The organism is Streptomyces sp. M92, assembly GCF_028473745.1.
Taxonomy (GTDB): Bacteria; Actinomycetota; Actinomycetes; order Streptomycetales; family Streptomycetaceae; genus Streptomyces.
Genome location: NZ_CP101137.1, coordinates 5,874,954 through 5,889,961, shown reverse-complemented (window position 1 = coordinate 5,889,961; position 15,008 = coordinate 5,874,954). Strand labels below are relative to the sequence as shown.

Below are 15,008 nucleotides of genomic sequence, written 5' to 3'. Positions count from 1 at the left end.
CTAATGCTACATCGGCGCGTTGACGTATTAGGTCCAGTCTGCCTATACCTAATGTGACATCTTGCTGAAGAGGGGTTAGATATGACTGTCTCCGTCGCGCGCGTCGTCCATCGCCATGTGGACATAGACGGCGTCCGTGTCTTCTACCGGGAGTCCCTGCCCGACCGGGACGACGCTCCCGTTCTGCTGCTCCTGCACGGATTCCCGTCCGGCTCCCACCAGTTCCGCCGGCTGCTGGACGTGCTCGGCTCGCGCTACCGCCTGATCGCCCCGGACCATCCGGGCTTCGGCCGCACCGAGGTACCGGACGGCTTCACCTACCGCTTCGACCGGCTCGCCGACGTCACGGAAGGCTTCGTCCAGCGACTCGGGCTTGACCGGTTCGTCATGTACGTCTTCGACTACGGGGCGCCGATCGGCTTCCGGCTCGCCGAACGCCGTCCCGAGCGGATCGCCGGCCTCATCACGCAGAACGGCAACGGGTACGAGGACGGGCTGTCGGAGGTGGCCGGCGAAACCCTCCGGTTCAGGCCGCGGACGCCCGGTGCCGAGGAGCGGCTGCTGGACCTGCTCACCCTGGCCGGCACGCGTTCCCAGTACGAGACCGGGGTCGCGGACCCCGCCTTGATCGCGCCCGACGGCTGGACCCTCGACCAGCACTTCCTGGAGCTCCCCGGACGCAGGAACGCCCAACTGGACCTGCTGTTCGACTACCACACCAACATCGACAGCTACGGCCGCTGGCAGGCCTGGCTGCGCCGGCACACGTCGCCCACCCTGATCGCCTGGGGCCGCAACGACCCCTTCTTCACGGAACCCGGTGCCCGCGCCTACCTGCGGGACCTGCCCGATGCCGAACTCCACCTCTTCGACACGGGCCACTTCGCCCTCGACACCCACCTGCCGGAGATCGCCCCGCTGATCGCCGACTTCCTGGACCGCACCTGGAGGTAGGCCGGTCACTCCTCGGCGTCGCGGACCACGAGCGCGATCTGCACCCTGTTCTCGACCGCCAGCTTGGCGAACAGGTTGCCCGTGTGGGCCTTGACGGTCGCGACGCTGATGCACAGCCGCTGGGCGATCTCCGGATTGCCCAGTCCGTCGGCGATGGCCCGGGCGGTGTCGAGCTCCCGTTCGGTCAGTGCGGCGAGCCGTGCCCGTGCGGCCTCGCGCGACGAGCTGCGGGCGTGAGCGGACCGCGGGCCGGTGGCCGCGGCGATCACCCGTGCCGTGGCCGCCGGGGACAGCACCGGATGGCCGTCCGCGACGGTCCGCACCGCGTCGAGGATCCGCGCCGGCTGGGTGTCCTTGAGTACGAACCCGAGGGCCCCGGCCCGCAGCGCACCGAGCACCAGGTCGTCGGAGTCGAACGTGGTCAGCATCAGTACCCGCGGCGGCGCCGGCCGGGTCAGGAGTGCACGGGTCGCGCTGAGGCCGTCCCGTCCGGGCATGCGCACGTCCATGAGGACGACGTCCGGCCGCTGCTCGTCGACCACGGTGATCGCGGCGTCCCCGTCGGCCGCCTCCGCGACGACGGTCAGGTCCGGCTCGCCGTCGACGACGAGCCGCAGCGCCATGCGCACCAGCTGTTCGTCGTCGACGATGACGACGCGCACCGGCTCCCGCTCGCAGTCCACTCAGGTGTTCCTCTCGGGTGTGGGGTTCGGCCAGGGCAGCCGTGCGGTGAGGATGTATCCGTTGTCGGGTGTGGGGCGGTGGTCCAGTTCGCCGCCGGCGAGGCCGACCCGCTCGGTGAGACCGAGCAGGCCGAATCCCGATGCCGGTGGCCGCGGGTTCCTCGCGATCGCCGGGGAGTTGCGGACGCTGACGCCGAGACCGCCGCCCGCGCATCCTTCGACCATGACGTGCACCCGCGTGCCGGGGGCGTGTTTGGCGGCGTTGGTCAGACCTTCCTGGACGATCCGGTAGCAGGTCCGTCCGGCCACGTCGGACGGTGTCCCCGTCACGGTGGTGGTGAGGGTGACGTCGAGTCCGGACGCGCGGGCGTCGGCCACCAGGTCGGGAACGCGGTCGAGGGACGGCTGGGGTGGTTCCGGGCGGCCCGGGTCGGCCCGGAGCACGCCGAGGACGCCCCGCAGTTCCTCCAGGGCCTGGTGCGAGCCGTCGGCGATGCCGCGAACGAGCACCCGGTTCTCCTCCGCCGGGAGGTCGCTGCGGTGGTCCAGCACTCCGGCCTGCATGGCGACCAGGGAGATCCGGTGTGCGAGCACGTCGTGCATCTCGCGGGCGATCCGATTGCGCTCCAGGGCGCGGGCCCGGTCCGCTCGTGCGGCCTGTTCCCGTTCCGCGCTCTCCGCCCGCTCCCGCAGGGACCGCACCTCGACACGCCGCGCACCGACGGCCAGGCCCGCCGCCACCGCGATGCCCGCGGTCAGTGCCGGGAACGCGAGCTGGAACCACAACGAGCCGGGCGGTCTCGCGACCGGGTAGAGCCCCACGGCGAACTGCGACGCGGTCACGAAGGCCGACGAGACGACCGCGATCTCCACCGGCCGGCGACGGGCCGAGAGCGACGCCAGCGCCAGGAGCGCGGCGCCGGTGGCGAGTGCGGACACGGGCGAGGCGATCGCGACCGTCAGCGCGACGGCGAGCGGGAACCGGCGCCGCCACAGCAGCGCCGTCAGACAACCGAGAGCCACCAACGGATCGCCGACGCGGAACCAGGAACCCGGTTCGGCCTCCTGCCACCGCAGCAGCACTCCGACGGAGAGCCAGGCCGGAACGCCCACCGCCGCGGCCGCCGCCAGCCGCCAAGTCTGCTGCCACCTCCCGAGCCGTGGCACCGCGTCCGCTTTCACCCCGCCATTGTCGCGAAAACGAACGGCCGGCGAGTCGGACCGGAGGCCGATGTGGCCTTCGACCAGAGTCGAAAGCCACTTCCGACTTCGGACGAGTACGACTCCAGCCGCCGGGCCGATGTGCCGGCCGGCGCCGCACGGGCAGACTCGTCGAACCGTTCGGGACGACGATCGGTTTCCCGCACCGCCAGCGCCCCACCTGTGCGCTGCGCGCCCACCCCAGGAGGACATCCGATGCACCGAACCCTGTCCCTCGCCCTCGCCGCCACCGCGATGGCGACGACCACGGTCCCGGGAACGCCGGTGGCGGCGACGCCCGGTTCCGTGCGGTGGGGTCCGTGCTCGGCGACGGCAGCACCGGCGAAGGCCGCGGCGCCCGCCGGCGCACCCGCCTCGCCCGCGCTGGAGTGCGCGACACTCGAAGTCCCGCTGGACTACCGGGACCCGCACGGCCGGCAGATCGAGATCGCGATCTCCCGGCTGGCGGGTCAGGAGCCCTCCCGACGCCGCGGCGTGCTCCTGACCAATCCGGGCGGTCCCGGCATCACGGGACTCGGCTACCCGGCCGTCCTCGCCGCCACCGGGCTGCCGCAACAGGTGCTGGACTCCTACGACGTGATCGGCTTCGACCCGCGAGGCGTCGGCCGCAGCACCCCGGTGACCTGCGGCCTGACGCCGGAGCAGCAGGCACGTGGCAACGTCCCGCCGTACGCGCACACCGCCGCCGACGTCGCGCGGGAGGCACCGAAGGCGCGGACCGTCGCCGAGCAGTGCGCCGTCTCACGGACAGCCTGGATGCTGCCGCACACCACCACCGCGAACACGGCCCGGGACATGGACCGCATCCGGGCGGCGCTGGGCGAGCCGAAGCTGTCCTACCTCGGTGCCTCCTACGGCAGCTACCTCGGTGCGGTGTACGCGACGATGTTCCCGAGGCGCGGCGACCGGATCGTGCTCGACAGCAACCTGGGCCCCGGCGGCTACGACTACACGGCCATGCGGTTGCTCGCCCGCGGAATGGAGGACCGGTTCCCGGACTTCGCGGCCTTCGCCGCCGCGCACCCCGAGTACGGCCTGGGCGCCACACCCGAGCAGGTCAGGGCGAAGTTCTTCGAACTCGCGGCGCGGCTGGAGACGGAGCCCGTCCAGGGCTTCGACGGAACCTCGTTCCGAGGCCTCACCTTCGACCGCCTCTACAGCGACGCGGACATGCCCCTGGTGGCCAAGACCTGGCAGGCACTCGACACGGACCAACCGCCGCCGCCCACCCCGCCGTTCCCCGGCATGGAGAACTTCATGTCGGCCCGCTACTCGGTGATCTGCGGCGACAACCGCTGGCCGCAGACGGTACGGGCATACCAGCGCAACGTCGCGGTGGACCGGCTGAGGTACCCGATGCTGGGCGGAGCCACGGCCGGAATCGGGCCGTGCGCCTTCTGGCCCGACGAACGGGCCGAGCCACCGGTGCGCATCGGCGACCGCGGCCCGTCGAACGTGCTCATGGTGCAGAACGAGCGCGACCCGGGAACCCCCCTGGCCGGCGCCCGGAAGCTGCGGCGGGCGTTCGGGGACCGGGCCGCGATGGTGACGGCCGACCAGGGTGGGCACGGCGTCTATCCCTTCGGCCCCAACACCTGCGCGAAGGACGCGGTGACGGCCTTCCTGGCCGATGGGCGGCGTCCGTCCCAGGACCTCGCCTGCGCGGCGGAACCGGTCGAGTGAGGGGAGTTTGAGGCATGTTCGACAAGTGGCGGCACCATCGGGCCCTGCGGCGGGTCGAACCGGGGAACGGGCGACCCTTGAAACCCTTCCGCTGGTGGCAGACGCTCACCCGCGCCCTGTTCCACCTCAGGTTGACCGACGACGACGGCCGTCGGACGGTCTACACCGTCGACGTCAGGCATCAGAATCAGTCGGAGGGCCACGTCAGGGCCCACCTGTACCTCGACGGCAGGCACCACGCCGAGTCCAGAGTCCCCGCGGTCTTTCCCGTCCGCGGCGGCACCGTCGAGGTGAGGACGAGCGCCTTCGGGCTCAAGCGCTGCCACCACGTCACAGCCGAGGGGAGCGCACACCGACTCGTCCCGGACCCCGCCTCCGCCGAGGGACGCCGCGCGCGCCTCGACCGCGCCCACCCCGCACTGGGCCGCTGCATGGGTTTCCTCTCGTCGACCGTGCTGGTCATCGGCCTGGTTCTCCTGGTCCTCCAGCTCGCCGAGCAGATCACCCGTTCCCCAAAGGGCGTCGCCCAGTACGTCGGTACGCTCACCTCGCCCGTCGACCTGCCGGTCTGGGGCAACGCCGTCGTCGGGCTCGCCACCGCGGCGGCCAGCACGGAACGGGCGCGGCGCCTGCGGTACCACTGGCTGCTCGACGGAGGCGCGGGCTGACCCCCGCGGTGTGCCGAGCGGCACCCGAGGCGGCCGGTGCGTCACCTCCTCGCCTGTCCGTTACCGCGGAGTGCGACAGCTTGTCAGTAGCTGTCGTGGCCGGGCCTGCCATTCGGCCGGTAGACGCCGACCACGGTGCCGCCTTTCGTCGTCGAGACGCTGACCGGATCCAGCGCGGTGGGGACGGCTCCGTCGGCGAACAGCCGCTTGCCCGTGCCGATGATCACCGGGTGGATGGTCAGCCGGTACTCGTCGACGAGACTGTGTCGCATGAGGGTCTGGGCGAGGTCACCACTGCCCACGACGTTGATGTCGCGGCCGTCGGACGCTTTGAGGTCGCGTACGGCATCGACGGTGTCGCCGCTCAGCAGCGTGGAGTTCTGCCAGTCGACAACGGTCAGGGTCCGGGACGCCACGTACTTCTGCATGCTGTTCATCCGGTTGGTGAACGGGTTGCCGGGATCGGCGGTCGGCCAGTACGACGCGAAGATCTCGTACGTCTTGCGCCCGAGCAGCATGGCGTCGGAGTGCTGGTACCAACCGGCGATGGCCGTGCCGACCTCGTCGTCGGACACCGGCTTCTGCCAGCCGCCGTGCCCGAAGCCGCTGCGAGCGTCCTCGTCCGGCCCGCCCGGTGCCTGCATGACACCGTCCAGTGTCAGGAACGTGCAAACGCTGATCTTGCGCATGGTGGGCTCCCTTCGTCGATGGGGCAGACCGCGCAAACGCCGGAAACTCATCGGCGGAACGTCCGCGACTGCGGGTGCCGCCCAGTAGGCCTCACGCCGGGGCCGGCAAGTCCATGAGTGCGAGTGCGGCCGGGTCGACCACGGCGGTGATCTCGGTGATGCGGCCGTCGGCGACGGTGAAGGCGAGCACGGACAGCGGGGTGCCGTCCTCGTTCCAGGCGAGGACCCCGGGTCGCCCGTCGACGGTGGCCGCACGCCCGAGTGCCGCTCCGCCGGCCGATCGGGCACGGCCGGCGACCTCGGTGGCCCCGATCGTGACGAACCGTCCGCCAGGGGCGTGGACGGTGAACGTCACTTCGGGGTGCAGAACTTCGAGCAGCCGGTCGAACCGGCCCTCGCGGGCCGCGGCCAAGAACGCGGCGACCACCTCGCGTTGCTGCTGGGGATCGCCTGCCGAGTACCGGGCCGCCCGCACCTTCCGCCGGGCCCGGCTGGTGAGCATCTTGGTCGCGTCGGCGGACCTGCCGAGGATGGCGCCGATCTCTGCGTGGGCCACGGCGAACACGTCGTGCAGTACGAACGCCACCCGCTCGTCGGGGCGCAGCGAGTCCAGCACCGTCAACAGCGCCGGGCCCACCGAGTCGCCCAGTGCCACCAGCTCCTCCGGCGTCGGACCATCGTCGAGCGTCACCGTGAGTGTGGGCAGCTGGTCGTCGAGGGGGACCGTCGGGCGCGTACGGCGTGAACGCAGGAGATCGAGGCTGACGCGGCCGACCACGGTGGTCAGCCAGCCGCCCAGATTGTCGATGGCGTCGGCGTCCTGGCGGGACAGACGCAGCCACGTCTCCTGGACCGCGTCGTCGGCGTCCGGGCGTGAGCCGAGCACGCGGTACGCCACGGCTGTGAGCCGTTCGCGGTGCGCCTCGAAGGCCTCGGCGAACGGATCGGCGGGACGGGCGCCGGACATGGTGTTACCTCCCTGGAAGTTGCTCCGTCATAGGGGTGACGGGCACCAGCCCCGCAAGGTAACCCCGACCGAGGAGAGCACCCTGCCATGCGGAACCGACTGAAGAACAAGAACACCGACAACCCCGACGTGTGGAAGGCAATCGGCCACCTGCAGAAGGCGATCGCCTCCGGGGGTGTCGATCCGAAGCTGCTCGCGCTGGTCCACCTGCGCGCCAGCCAGATCAACGGCTGCTCGGCGTGCGTCTACGCCAGTGTCGCCGGAGGGAAGAAGGCCGGTGACACCGACGAGCGGCTGCACAACGTAGCGGCGTGGCGTGAGGCCCCCTTCTACACCGATGCGGAGCGTGCGGCACTGGCGCTGGCCGAGGCCGCCACCCGGCTCCAGGACGGTGCTCAGGGAGTCACCGACGAGGTCTGGGAGGAGGCCAACGCCCACTTCACCGAGGAGCAGATCGGCGCGATCAACCTGGAGATCGCGCTGACCAACTTCTTCAACAGGATCAACCGCACCATCAAGGAACCGGCCGGACAGACCTGGGGCTGAGCCGACTCGAAGCCCAGGCCGCCGCTCCCCGCGGCGGCTCCCGCGGCTCAACCGGACTTGCGAGCCACAGCCCCGTAGATGCCGATCTGGGCACCCTGCGCCGCCGCAGGCGTGCCCGGTCGCCACAACGGGACCTGGACCAGGCCGGGCTCGACGAGGTCGAAGCCGTCGAAGAACCGCCCGATCGCGCGGCGGGAGCGCGGGTTGAGCGGGGCGCTGGCCCTGTCGTAGACGGTCCGCGCCCCGCTGCAGTCGCCGAAGTCGCCCGTGGCGTGCGAGAGCACCAGGAAGCTGCCGGCCGGTACGGCGTCGCGGAGGGCGGCGACGACCTGCCGGGGCCGGTCCGCGTCAGTGAGGAAGTGCAGGACGGAGGCGAGCAGCACGGCGACCGGCTCGTCGAAGTCGATGACGTCGCGTACGCAGGGATGGTCCAGGACGGTCCGCGGGTCGCGGAGGTCGGCGAGCGCGACGCCGACCGCGTCGGAACTGCGGAGCAGAGCGTCCGCGTGCGCCGTCACGATCGGATCGTTGTCGACGTACACGACGCGCGCCTCGGCCGCGGTCTCGAGGGCGAGTTCGTGCACGTTCGGGGCGTGGGGCAGGCCGGTGCCGATGTCGAGGATCTGCCGGAGACCGTGGCCGACCACGTGGTGGACGGCGCGCTCCAGGAAGGCGCGGTTGGCCCGGGCGGCGCTGCGTTCCTGCGGTGAGGCGGCGATCAGTTCGTCACCGGCCCGTTGGTCCACCTCGTAGTGGTTCTTGCCGCCCAGCAGGTAGTCGTAGATCCTCGCCGAGTGAGGCCTGCCGGTGTCGATCTCCGGGACGCGTAAGCCGTGCTGACTCAACTGGCGCTCCTCTCAGCGATCGCTGCGGCCCGAGGTGTGCGGGGGCAGTGACCTGCAGAGCCTGCCGATATCGTGATCCTGCCCTTGCGCCCGAGGGTGTGTCAACTAAAGTACACAAGAGGCGAGGTCGACGATGGCGGAAGAGATCACTACGTGGGTGTGAGCCGGGACGAGGAGGAGTCTTCGATCGGCGCCGCCACCCGGGCGCAGCGCTCGCGGCCGCACCCTCTCGCCCAGAAGCTGAAGACGCTCATGGCTCACCGAACGGACGCCAGGGGCAGGGCATACGTCTCCCGCACACTCTCGCAGGCCGTCGACGACCTGCCCGACGCGCCCACGTCGGCGTCGTTCGCGCTCATCGCGAAGCTAGCGAACGGCCAGCAGGACAACCCGACCATCAAGACCGTCCTCGCCCTGTGCCAGGCCCTCGGCGACGTGCCGCCGGCGTACCTGCTGCCGCACGCGGCCTACGACGACCTCGAGGCGCTCGAGGCCTTCGAGAACCCCCTCGCCCGTCACGTGCTGGCCCTGCTGAGTGACCTGCCGGAGGACGAGCTACGAGACGTCGTCGCGCATCTGAGGCAGCGCCGGGAAGACCTCGGCATGCCGTCCGTGCCGGACAGGTCGAGCGTCGAGAAGCCGAGGAAGGCCAGGCGGCGACGTACTGGAACCGAAGCCGCCCGATACGCGGCTGACGCACTGGAAGGTCTTTGAGTGGACGGCATCATCTTCGGCTCCTGCACCGTGGCGGGAGTCATCGTCACCACGCTCTGCACCCGGAGAGCCATGCACCACCCACGAGTGTTCACGTGGCTGATCGCCGTGGCGTTCGGGGTGTGCACCCTGGGAGTCTTCTTCGCGATACCCGCGGTCGCCCGGGCAGCCGAGGAAGCCACCGGCCTGGACAACGCCGGGAAGCTGGTGGCACACGTCTGCGCCATCCTCTGGTGCGCGTCACTGCAGATCACCATGGTGGACCTGGCCTATCGCCCGGAGTACCTGCGCACTGCCATGTACCAGCGGATCTGTGCGGCCGCCGTCGAGCTGGCCGTCATGGTGCCGCTCTTCCTCGCCACGAACGGCGACGCCGTCGAGTTCACCACGGCGTACGCCGACCACCCGTCCGTGGCCGCCTACCTGCTCATCTACCTCTCCTACGTCCTGGTCACCTGCGGCGAGCTCGCCTTCATGTGCGGCCGGACCGCGCTGCGCAGCCGGACCACTCGCCCCTGGACCGGGGCCGGCTTCGCGCTGTGTGCTCTCGCCGCCGTCCTGGGCGTCGGGTACACCATGTCCAAGGGGTCGTACATCGTCCTCCACGCCCTCGGCAGCCCCTGGTCCCTCGACACCGAGGAGGCCTTGAGCCCGGCACTGAGCGGACTCGCCGTCCTCTTCCTCTTCGCCGGCCTGACTCTGCCGATGCTCGGCGGCCTGTTCCAGCGGATGCGCCGCCGCCAGGAGACGACGTGACCAGTGGCGTCAGTAGCTGACGGGCAGAGCCGTCAGGCTGCGAGAGCGCATCGAAGGCCGCCACTCGGGCTGGGCACCGGCCAACCGCAGACCGGGAAGGCGTGCGAGCAGAGCATCGAGGGCGATCTCCACCTCCGCCCTGGCCAGCGCGGCACCCAGGCAATAGTGGATACCGAGGCCGAGAGCGAGATGCCCGGTGTGATCTCGTCCGAGATCACACCGGTCCGGATCCCCGAAGCGCTCCGGATCACGGTCCGCGGCGGCCAGGGACAGCAGGACCGTCTCCCCGGCCGGGACGGCGACACCGCCGAGCACCAGGTCCTCGGTGGCGAAACGCCTGATGGCGAGGAGCACGGGCCCCTCGAACCGGGCAAGCTCCTCAACGGCGTTCGGCAGCCGGGAGGGATCCTCGCGCAGCAGCGCCAACTGCTCCGGATGCCGGAGGAGGGTGAGAACCGCGTTGCCGATCAGGTGCACCGTGTTCTCGAACCCGGCGAGGAGAACGAGAAAGGCGAGCGACATGAGCTCGTCCTCGCTGAGCACGTCACCCGACTCGCGCACACGGATCAGGTCGGAGAGCAGATCGTCCGCCGGCTCACGGCGCTTGGCCGCCAGGAGTTCGGTGAAGAAGCCGAGCATGGCGACGACGGCGTCACGGGTCGCCGCCGGGCGGGCCGGGTCAGGAGCGACGAGCGCGTCGGTCCAGCCGCGGAAGTCGGCGCGGTGACGGTCCGGGACGCCGAGCAGATCGCAGATCACGGTGATCGACAGCGGTCCGGCGTAGGAGGCGATCAGGTCGGTGCGCCCGTGTTCGCCCAACGCGTCGAGGAGTTGTTCCGCTGTCTTCCGTATCGGCCCGCGCAGCCGCTCGACCCGGCTCGCGGTGAAGGCACGGCCGACCAGACGGCGGATACGTGTGTGGTCGGGCGGATCCATGTTGAGGAGGTTGGCGTCGAGCGCGGGCGGCAGCGCGAAGCCCTTGTATCCGCCCGAGGAGTGCCGCTTGTCCAGGGAGAGCCGGGGATCCAGCAGCGCCTGACGCACATCGTCGTAACGGGTGACCAGCCAAGCCGTGCTCCCGTCCGGGCCGGCGATCGGATGCACTGGTGAGTCGGCGCGCAGTTGCCGATACACCCGGTAGGGATCTTCGACGAGCTCGTCAGCGGAGTCCATGGCCCCACCCTAGGGCCCCGGCACCACGCGGAAGCGTCCGGCCACGGACCGCCCTCGGCGCCGAGTCGGTTCTCCAACTCGTCCACTCGTGCCGGGTGTCATGGCCGGCAAGCGGACTGTCACTTGCGGCCTGTGCGATATTGCCTCGCACCTGAGCCGTCCCGCGATCTACCCTCGCGGCCATGACGTCACACGGTGCTCCCGCAGGCTCCCGGCTCGCTCCCGCCAGTGCTGGGCTGGTGATCCGGCAGGAGACCCCTGACGATCACCGGGAGGTGCGCGAGGTTCATACGCGCGCCTTCGGTGACGGCGTTCGGGTTCCCGGGCTCGTGGAGGCGCTGCGCGTCGCGGAGGCCGCGTTGACGCCGATGTCCTTCGTCGCCGTCCTTGATGACCGGGTCGTCGGGCATGTCCTGCTGAGCGCGGGGCGGTTGGACGCTCCGCGCCGGATCGTGGACGTCCTGTCGCTGTCACCGCTGGGCGTGGTCCCGGAGTTCCAGCGCCAGGGCATCGGTACGCGGCTCATCGCCCACGCCCTCCAGGCGGCCGGCAGTCAGGGTGTGCCGTTGGTTTTCCTGGAGGGCTCGCCGCGCTACTACGGCAGCCGCGGCTTCGAGGCAGCGGACGCCGCGGGCTTCCGTTCGCCGTCGCTGCGGATCCCCGAGACCGCATTCCAGGTCGCCCGGTTGTCCGCCCACGAACCATGGATGACGGGCACCTTCGTCTACTCGGAGACCTTCTGGGCCTTGGACTGCGTCGGCCTGCGCGACCCCGAGGCCTGAGGGATGCGACGCGACGTGGTCTTGCGGGCCGCCGCAGTGGCGGACGTCCGGGTCGTCCGGCGAACGCCATGAACGATGTCGCACAAGCCTGGTCCCGCATCGAGAACTGGCTCCGCCGGCACCGATGCGCCGCTGACCTCGACGCCCTGTGTCCCCCGGTCTCTCAAGAGGCCCTCCGGTCCCTCGAGGACGCCGTCCCGTATCCGCTTCACCCGCAATTGGTGCAATGGCTCGGTATTCATGACGGTGCCCTGCGCGAGTGTTCCGTCTGGCCGTTCCGGTTCTCCCTGATCAGGGCGGAGGAGATGGAGGACGGGCCACAGTGGTTCGGGGAGATGTTCGAGGAATTCCGTAGCGCATTCACGGATGACGGGCTGGAGCCCGAAGGGCCCGAAGGGCCGTGGGATCCGCCGAACGCGTACGAGTTCTGGGTTCCCGTCGCGGTCACCAACACCGGGGAGTACCTCGCGGTGGATCACCGGCCCGGCGGCCCTCCCTGCCGCCTCAGTCCGCCGTCACGGTGCCGAAGGGCGAGGACGCCGGTGTCGAAGACTCTCCTTCCCGGAGGTGACTTCTCCCGGCTGGTGCTGTCGCCGCGTCGATGGGACGGGCGGGACACCCGCTCGGTGAACGGTGTAACTCGGGCGGACGGAGCGACATGACGCGGGATCGGCCTTCGCCGTCGTCGACGGTGGGGGGCTGCGTCCTCGGGAACGTCGCAGTCGGCGGCATCGATCGGCGCCGCGCCACCGGGTCGACCACCCCGCTTCCTGCCGGGCCGCCGCCGCGGCGGCGGCCCGGCGACGGACGCCCCCGGCGAGGCGACGCGGAGGGTGCGGCTGTGACGTGGAACTGTCTCCTGAGCGGTGCGGGGCACGTGTGTGAGCCCGAGGGCGGTGGGGCTCCGCGCTCCTGAGGGGCCTGTGCGGCGGCCGCCCACGGCCCCGCGGGTCTCCGGTCGTGTGTGGCATCGGTGCGTAGCGGGACGCGAAAGAGGAGAAGGTCCAACGGTCCCTTCCGTCGCCGGTAGCGGGCTCGCCCTCTTCCCGCGCGGTACCGTGCTGTCATGTCTCAATCAGTTGAATCCGGTTCAGTCCCGTCTCCGGTCACCGCGGACGACGTCGACCTCGCTGTGCGGCTCGCCGTGGGCATCCTCCAGGACGCACCCCCGCAGGGGTGGGGCGGTAAGGCCGGTTCGCTGGAGTGGGACTGCTGGGAGACCGTCGAGCACATCGCCAACGACCTGTTGTACTACGCCGTGCAACTGGGGCCGCAGAGCCCGCCTCTGGACACCCATGTGCCGTTCGCATTGCGCCAGGGAAGGCCGGACGGACCCATGGTCTTCGTCTGCGCGGAGCGTGACGCGGGTCCGGCCGGCCTGGCACAGGTGCTGGAGGCGTGCGGCGCGCTGCTGGTCGCCATGGTGCGTACGACGCCGCCCGGCGTCCGTGCCCACCACGCCGCCGGAGTGTCGGACCCCGAAGGCTTCGCGGCGCTGGGGGTGCAGGAAACGCTGGTGCACATGCACGATGTGGCGGAAGGCCTCGGTCTTGCCTGGGCCCCGCCCTCGGCGCTCTGCTCGCGAGTGCTTGCCCGTCTGTTTCCAGAGGCTCCCGGCGGCGCGGACCCCTGGCTCACCCTGCTGTGGGCCACCGGCCGCGCCGAACTGCCCGGGCACCCTCCCCTCGTCACGTGGCGCTCGGACAGCACACCGCGGCCGTAGGAGCGGACCGGGCCTACCTGTACGGCTCCCACCGGCGGCCCACGGTGTCGTACAGGTACCGGGGCAGGCCCTCGATGGCGCTGGTGCGAAACGGGCGGCCGTCGTCGTCGATGCGCACGGTGCCCTCGCGGCCCTGGGAGGACCAGTCCAGCTCCAGGTACCAGCGGCAGTCGCACGAACTGGTCTCTGCCGTGACCAGCAGCACCTCGGGATCCTTCGCCGACACACGGTAGGGCATGCGCACGGCCGGGACCGGCGTGCCGGAGTCGTTCCCGTCGACCGCGCGGGCGACGGGTCGGTCCTTGTCCAGGTCCACGGCGAAGTACCGGGGAGTGACCGAGCCGCCGCAGCCCTGGTCCATGGCGTAGGCGTTGCCCTCGGCCGGCACCCCACGGCCCACCACGCGCACGCGCAGCGCCTCCAGTACGACGGCCGTGTCGCTGCGTCCCTGCACGGACAGCCGCACGAGCGTTTCGCCGCCGTGCACCGCGCTCTGCGTCGCCGCCCAGGGCGCCGCGTCCTGCGGGACGGGGGGAGGGGGTATCTGGCTCGGCGGCTTGTCGATGACGTAGTCGTGGCCGCAACCGAGACTCCACTCCTGGGAGTTGACGGACCAGGTGAGCGGCAGTCCGACGGGCTGTTCGCCGCGGGGCGGGGCGGATGTCGCGCCGGGCAGGCGTGAGGTGCCCGGCTCGTTGCGCGGGGTGGCGGTTTCCGAATTTCGCTCGGAGGTGGGGGCGCCGCTCGACCTGGGCGAGGCGTCCCGTCGCTCAGGCACCCTGGCCTCCGCCGTACCGGACGCCGGCGGACCGCCGACCCGGGCAGGTCCGTCGCCGGACGCCCGCCGCCCGTCCGGCAGCGCCGACAGGGTCCCGAGCGCCGCGAGCACGGCACAGACGGAGGCCAGCCCGGCCACGAGACGTCCACGGCGGTACCAGGGGCGGTGCCGGAGCGGGGGTGCGGCCGTGCCGGGAGGGTTGGGCAAAGGGCGCGTTTCGGCGGCCGGGCCGTTGGCGGTCCTCGGCGCCGCGTCCGGTGCGGCGACCGGACCGCCGTGGGCTTTCGGCGCCGTGTCGTTCACCGCTTCCGCCGCCCCGGCGTCGGGCGGGCTCTTCGCCGCCCCCGCCGTACGAGGCCGGCGGCGGGCTGCCACTGCCAGGAGCCAACGGCGGTGGAGTTCCAGGCGTTGCTCCGAAGTCGCCCCGCACAGGGCCGCGAAGCGCTCGACGGGCGCGAAGCCGAGCGGCACCGTGTCGCCCGCGCAGTAGCGGTGCAGCGTCGAGGTGTTCATGCCCAGGCGGCGGGCCAGTGAGCCGTAGCTCCGGTCCGTGCGTTCCTTCAGCGCCCGCAGCAGCGCCGCGAACTCCGCCACCTCGTCGACGCCGTCGCCGCCGTCCTGTGCCGGCACCCGTCCCCCCCCGGTCCTCGAACAACCCAGCCCGGCCCGGGACGGTATCCCAGGCACCCCATGTACCTGCACGTCAGACGGGCTGGGATGGTTCCACCGTGCCCGATCGGCCGTCGGCTGTTGCGACCGGACGCCGTGACCACGGATGCTCTTGGTGCCGCACCGAACAGGCCCGGGCCGACCAGCCGGCCTCGCC

At 71.3% G+C, this 15,008-nt stretch carries 15 protein-coding genes; 8 read left to right on the top strand and 7 right to left on the bottom strand.

Translation table 11 applies throughout. The features are described 5' to 3' along the window. Nucleotides 1-81 precede the first annotated feature (81 nt). Complete coding sequence (locus M6G08_RS26795) at nt 82-954, top strand: alpha/beta fold hydrolase (protein ID WP_272589685.1); 873 nt, start codon at nt 82-84, stop codon at nt 952-954. A 5-nt stretch (nt 955-959) separates the two neighbouring features. On the opposite strand, the gene M6G08_RS26790 is transcribed toward M6G08_RS26795, so the two are convergent. Together M6G08_RS26790 and M6G08_RS26785 are read right to left on the bottom strand one after the other, a co-directional pair. Then, entirely contained in the window at nt 960-1,637 is a 678-nt protein-coding gene (locus tag M6G08_RS26790; RefSeq protein WP_272589684.1) for a response regulator transcription factor, read from the bottom strand. After that, nucleotides 1,638-2,819 (bottom strand): sensor histidine kinase, encoded by a 1,182-nt coding sequence (locus M6G08_RS26785; RefSeq protein ID WP_272589683.1) that lies wholly within the window; start codon nt 2,817-2,819, stop codon nt 1,638-1,640. It lies immediately after the preceding gene. A 234-nt stretch (nt 2,820-3,053) separates the two neighbouring features. Between M6G08_RS26785 and M6G08_RS26780 the strand changes: the two genes are divergently transcribed. After that, nucleotides 3,054-4,541: an alpha/beta hydrolase gene (locus M6G08_RS26780; protein WP_272589682.1), complete on the top strand. Its 1,488-nt coding sequence runs from the start codon at nt 3,054-3,056 to the stop codon at nt 4,539-4,541. Between the two features lie 14 nt (nt 4,542-4,555). Continuing rightward, nucleotides 4,556-5,209 (top strand): hypothetical protein, encoded by a 654-nt coding sequence (locus M6G08_RS26775; RefSeq protein WP_272589681.1) that lies wholly within the window; start codon nt 4,556-4,558, stop codon nt 5,207-5,209. 83 nt (nt 5,210-5,292) lie between these two features. On the opposite strand, the gene M6G08_RS26770 is transcribed toward M6G08_RS26775, so the two are convergent. Together M6G08_RS26770 and M6G08_RS26765 are read right to left on the bottom strand one after the other, a co-directional pair. Then, nucleotides 5,293-5,898: a dihydrofolate reductase family protein gene (locus M6G08_RS26770; protein WP_272589680.1), complete on the bottom strand. Its 606-nt coding sequence runs from the start codon at nt 5,896-5,898 to the stop codon at nt 5,293-5,295. Between the two features lie 91 nt (nt 5,899-5,989). After that, entirely contained in the window at nt 5,990-6,865 is an 876-nt protein-coding gene (locus tag M6G08_RS26765) for a sigma-70 family RNA polymerase sigma factor (RefSeq protein WP_272589679.1), read from the bottom strand. Nucleotides 6,866-6,952: 87 nt separating this feature from the next. Here M6G08_RS26765 and M6G08_RS26760 point away from each other — a divergent pair, with 87 nt between their 5' ends. Next, nucleotides 6,953-7,411, top strand: a complete 459-nt coding sequence (locus tag M6G08_RS26760) for a carboxymuconolactone decarboxylase family protein (RefSeq protein ID WP_272589678.1) — start codon at nt 6,953-6,955, stop codon at nt 7,409-7,411. A 47-nt stretch (nt 7,412-7,458) separates the two neighbouring features. Here M6G08_RS26760 and M6G08_RS26755 read toward each other — a convergent pair whose 3' ends face one another. Continuing rightward, the gene (locus M6G08_RS26755) at nt 7,459-8,256 is read right to left on the bottom strand and encodes an SAM-dependent methyltransferase (RefSeq protein ID WP_272589677.1); all 798 of its coding nucleotides are present in this window, start codon (nt 8,254-8,256) and stop codon (nt 7,459-7,461) included. Between the two features lie 153 nt (nt 8,257-8,409). On the opposite strand from M6G08_RS26755, the gene M6G08_RS26750 reads away from it, so the two are divergent. Continuing rightward, nucleotides 8,410-8,970, top strand: coding sequence for a hypothetical protein (locus tag M6G08_RS26750; RefSeq protein ID WP_272589676.1), 561 nt, complete (start codon nt 8,410-8,412; stop codon nt 8,968-8,970). After that, entirely contained in the window at nt 8,971-9,726 is a 756-nt protein-coding gene (locus M6G08_RS26745; protein ID WP_272589675.1) for a hypothetical protein, read from the top strand. Between the two features lie 9 nt (nt 9,727-9,735). Here M6G08_RS26745 and M6G08_RS26740 read toward each other — a convergent pair whose 3' ends face one another. After that, nucleotides 9,736-10,899, bottom strand: a complete 1,164-nt coding sequence (locus M6G08_RS26740) for a cytochrome P450 family protein (protein WP_272589674.1) — start codon at nt 10,897-10,899, stop codon at nt 9,736-9,738. 239 nt (nt 10,900-11,138) lie between these two features. Between M6G08_RS26740 and M6G08_RS26735 the strand changes: the two genes are divergently transcribed. Beyond that, nucleotides 11,139-11,681, top strand: coding sequence for a GNAT family N-acetyltransferase (locus M6G08_RS26735; RefSeq protein ID WP_272591439.1), 543 nt, complete (start codon nt 11,139-11,141; stop codon nt 11,679-11,681). Nucleotides 11,682-12,747: 1,066 nt separating this feature from the next. After that, nucleotides 12,748-13,404: a hypothetical protein gene (locus M6G08_RS26730; protein WP_272589673.1), complete on the top strand. Its 657-nt coding sequence runs from the start codon at nt 12,748-12,750 to the stop codon at nt 13,402-13,404. A gap of 13 nt (nt 13,405-13,417) precedes the next feature. Here the strand turns inward: M6G08_RS26730 and M6G08_RS26725 are convergent, their stop codons facing one another. Continuing rightward, a complete protein-coding gene (locus tag M6G08_RS26725) occupies nt 13,418-14,812 on the bottom strand; it encodes a transcriptional regulator (RefSeq protein ID WP_272589672.1) in 1,395 nt (464 codons plus the stop codon). Between the last annotated feature and the right edge of the window lie 196 nt (nt 14,813-15,008).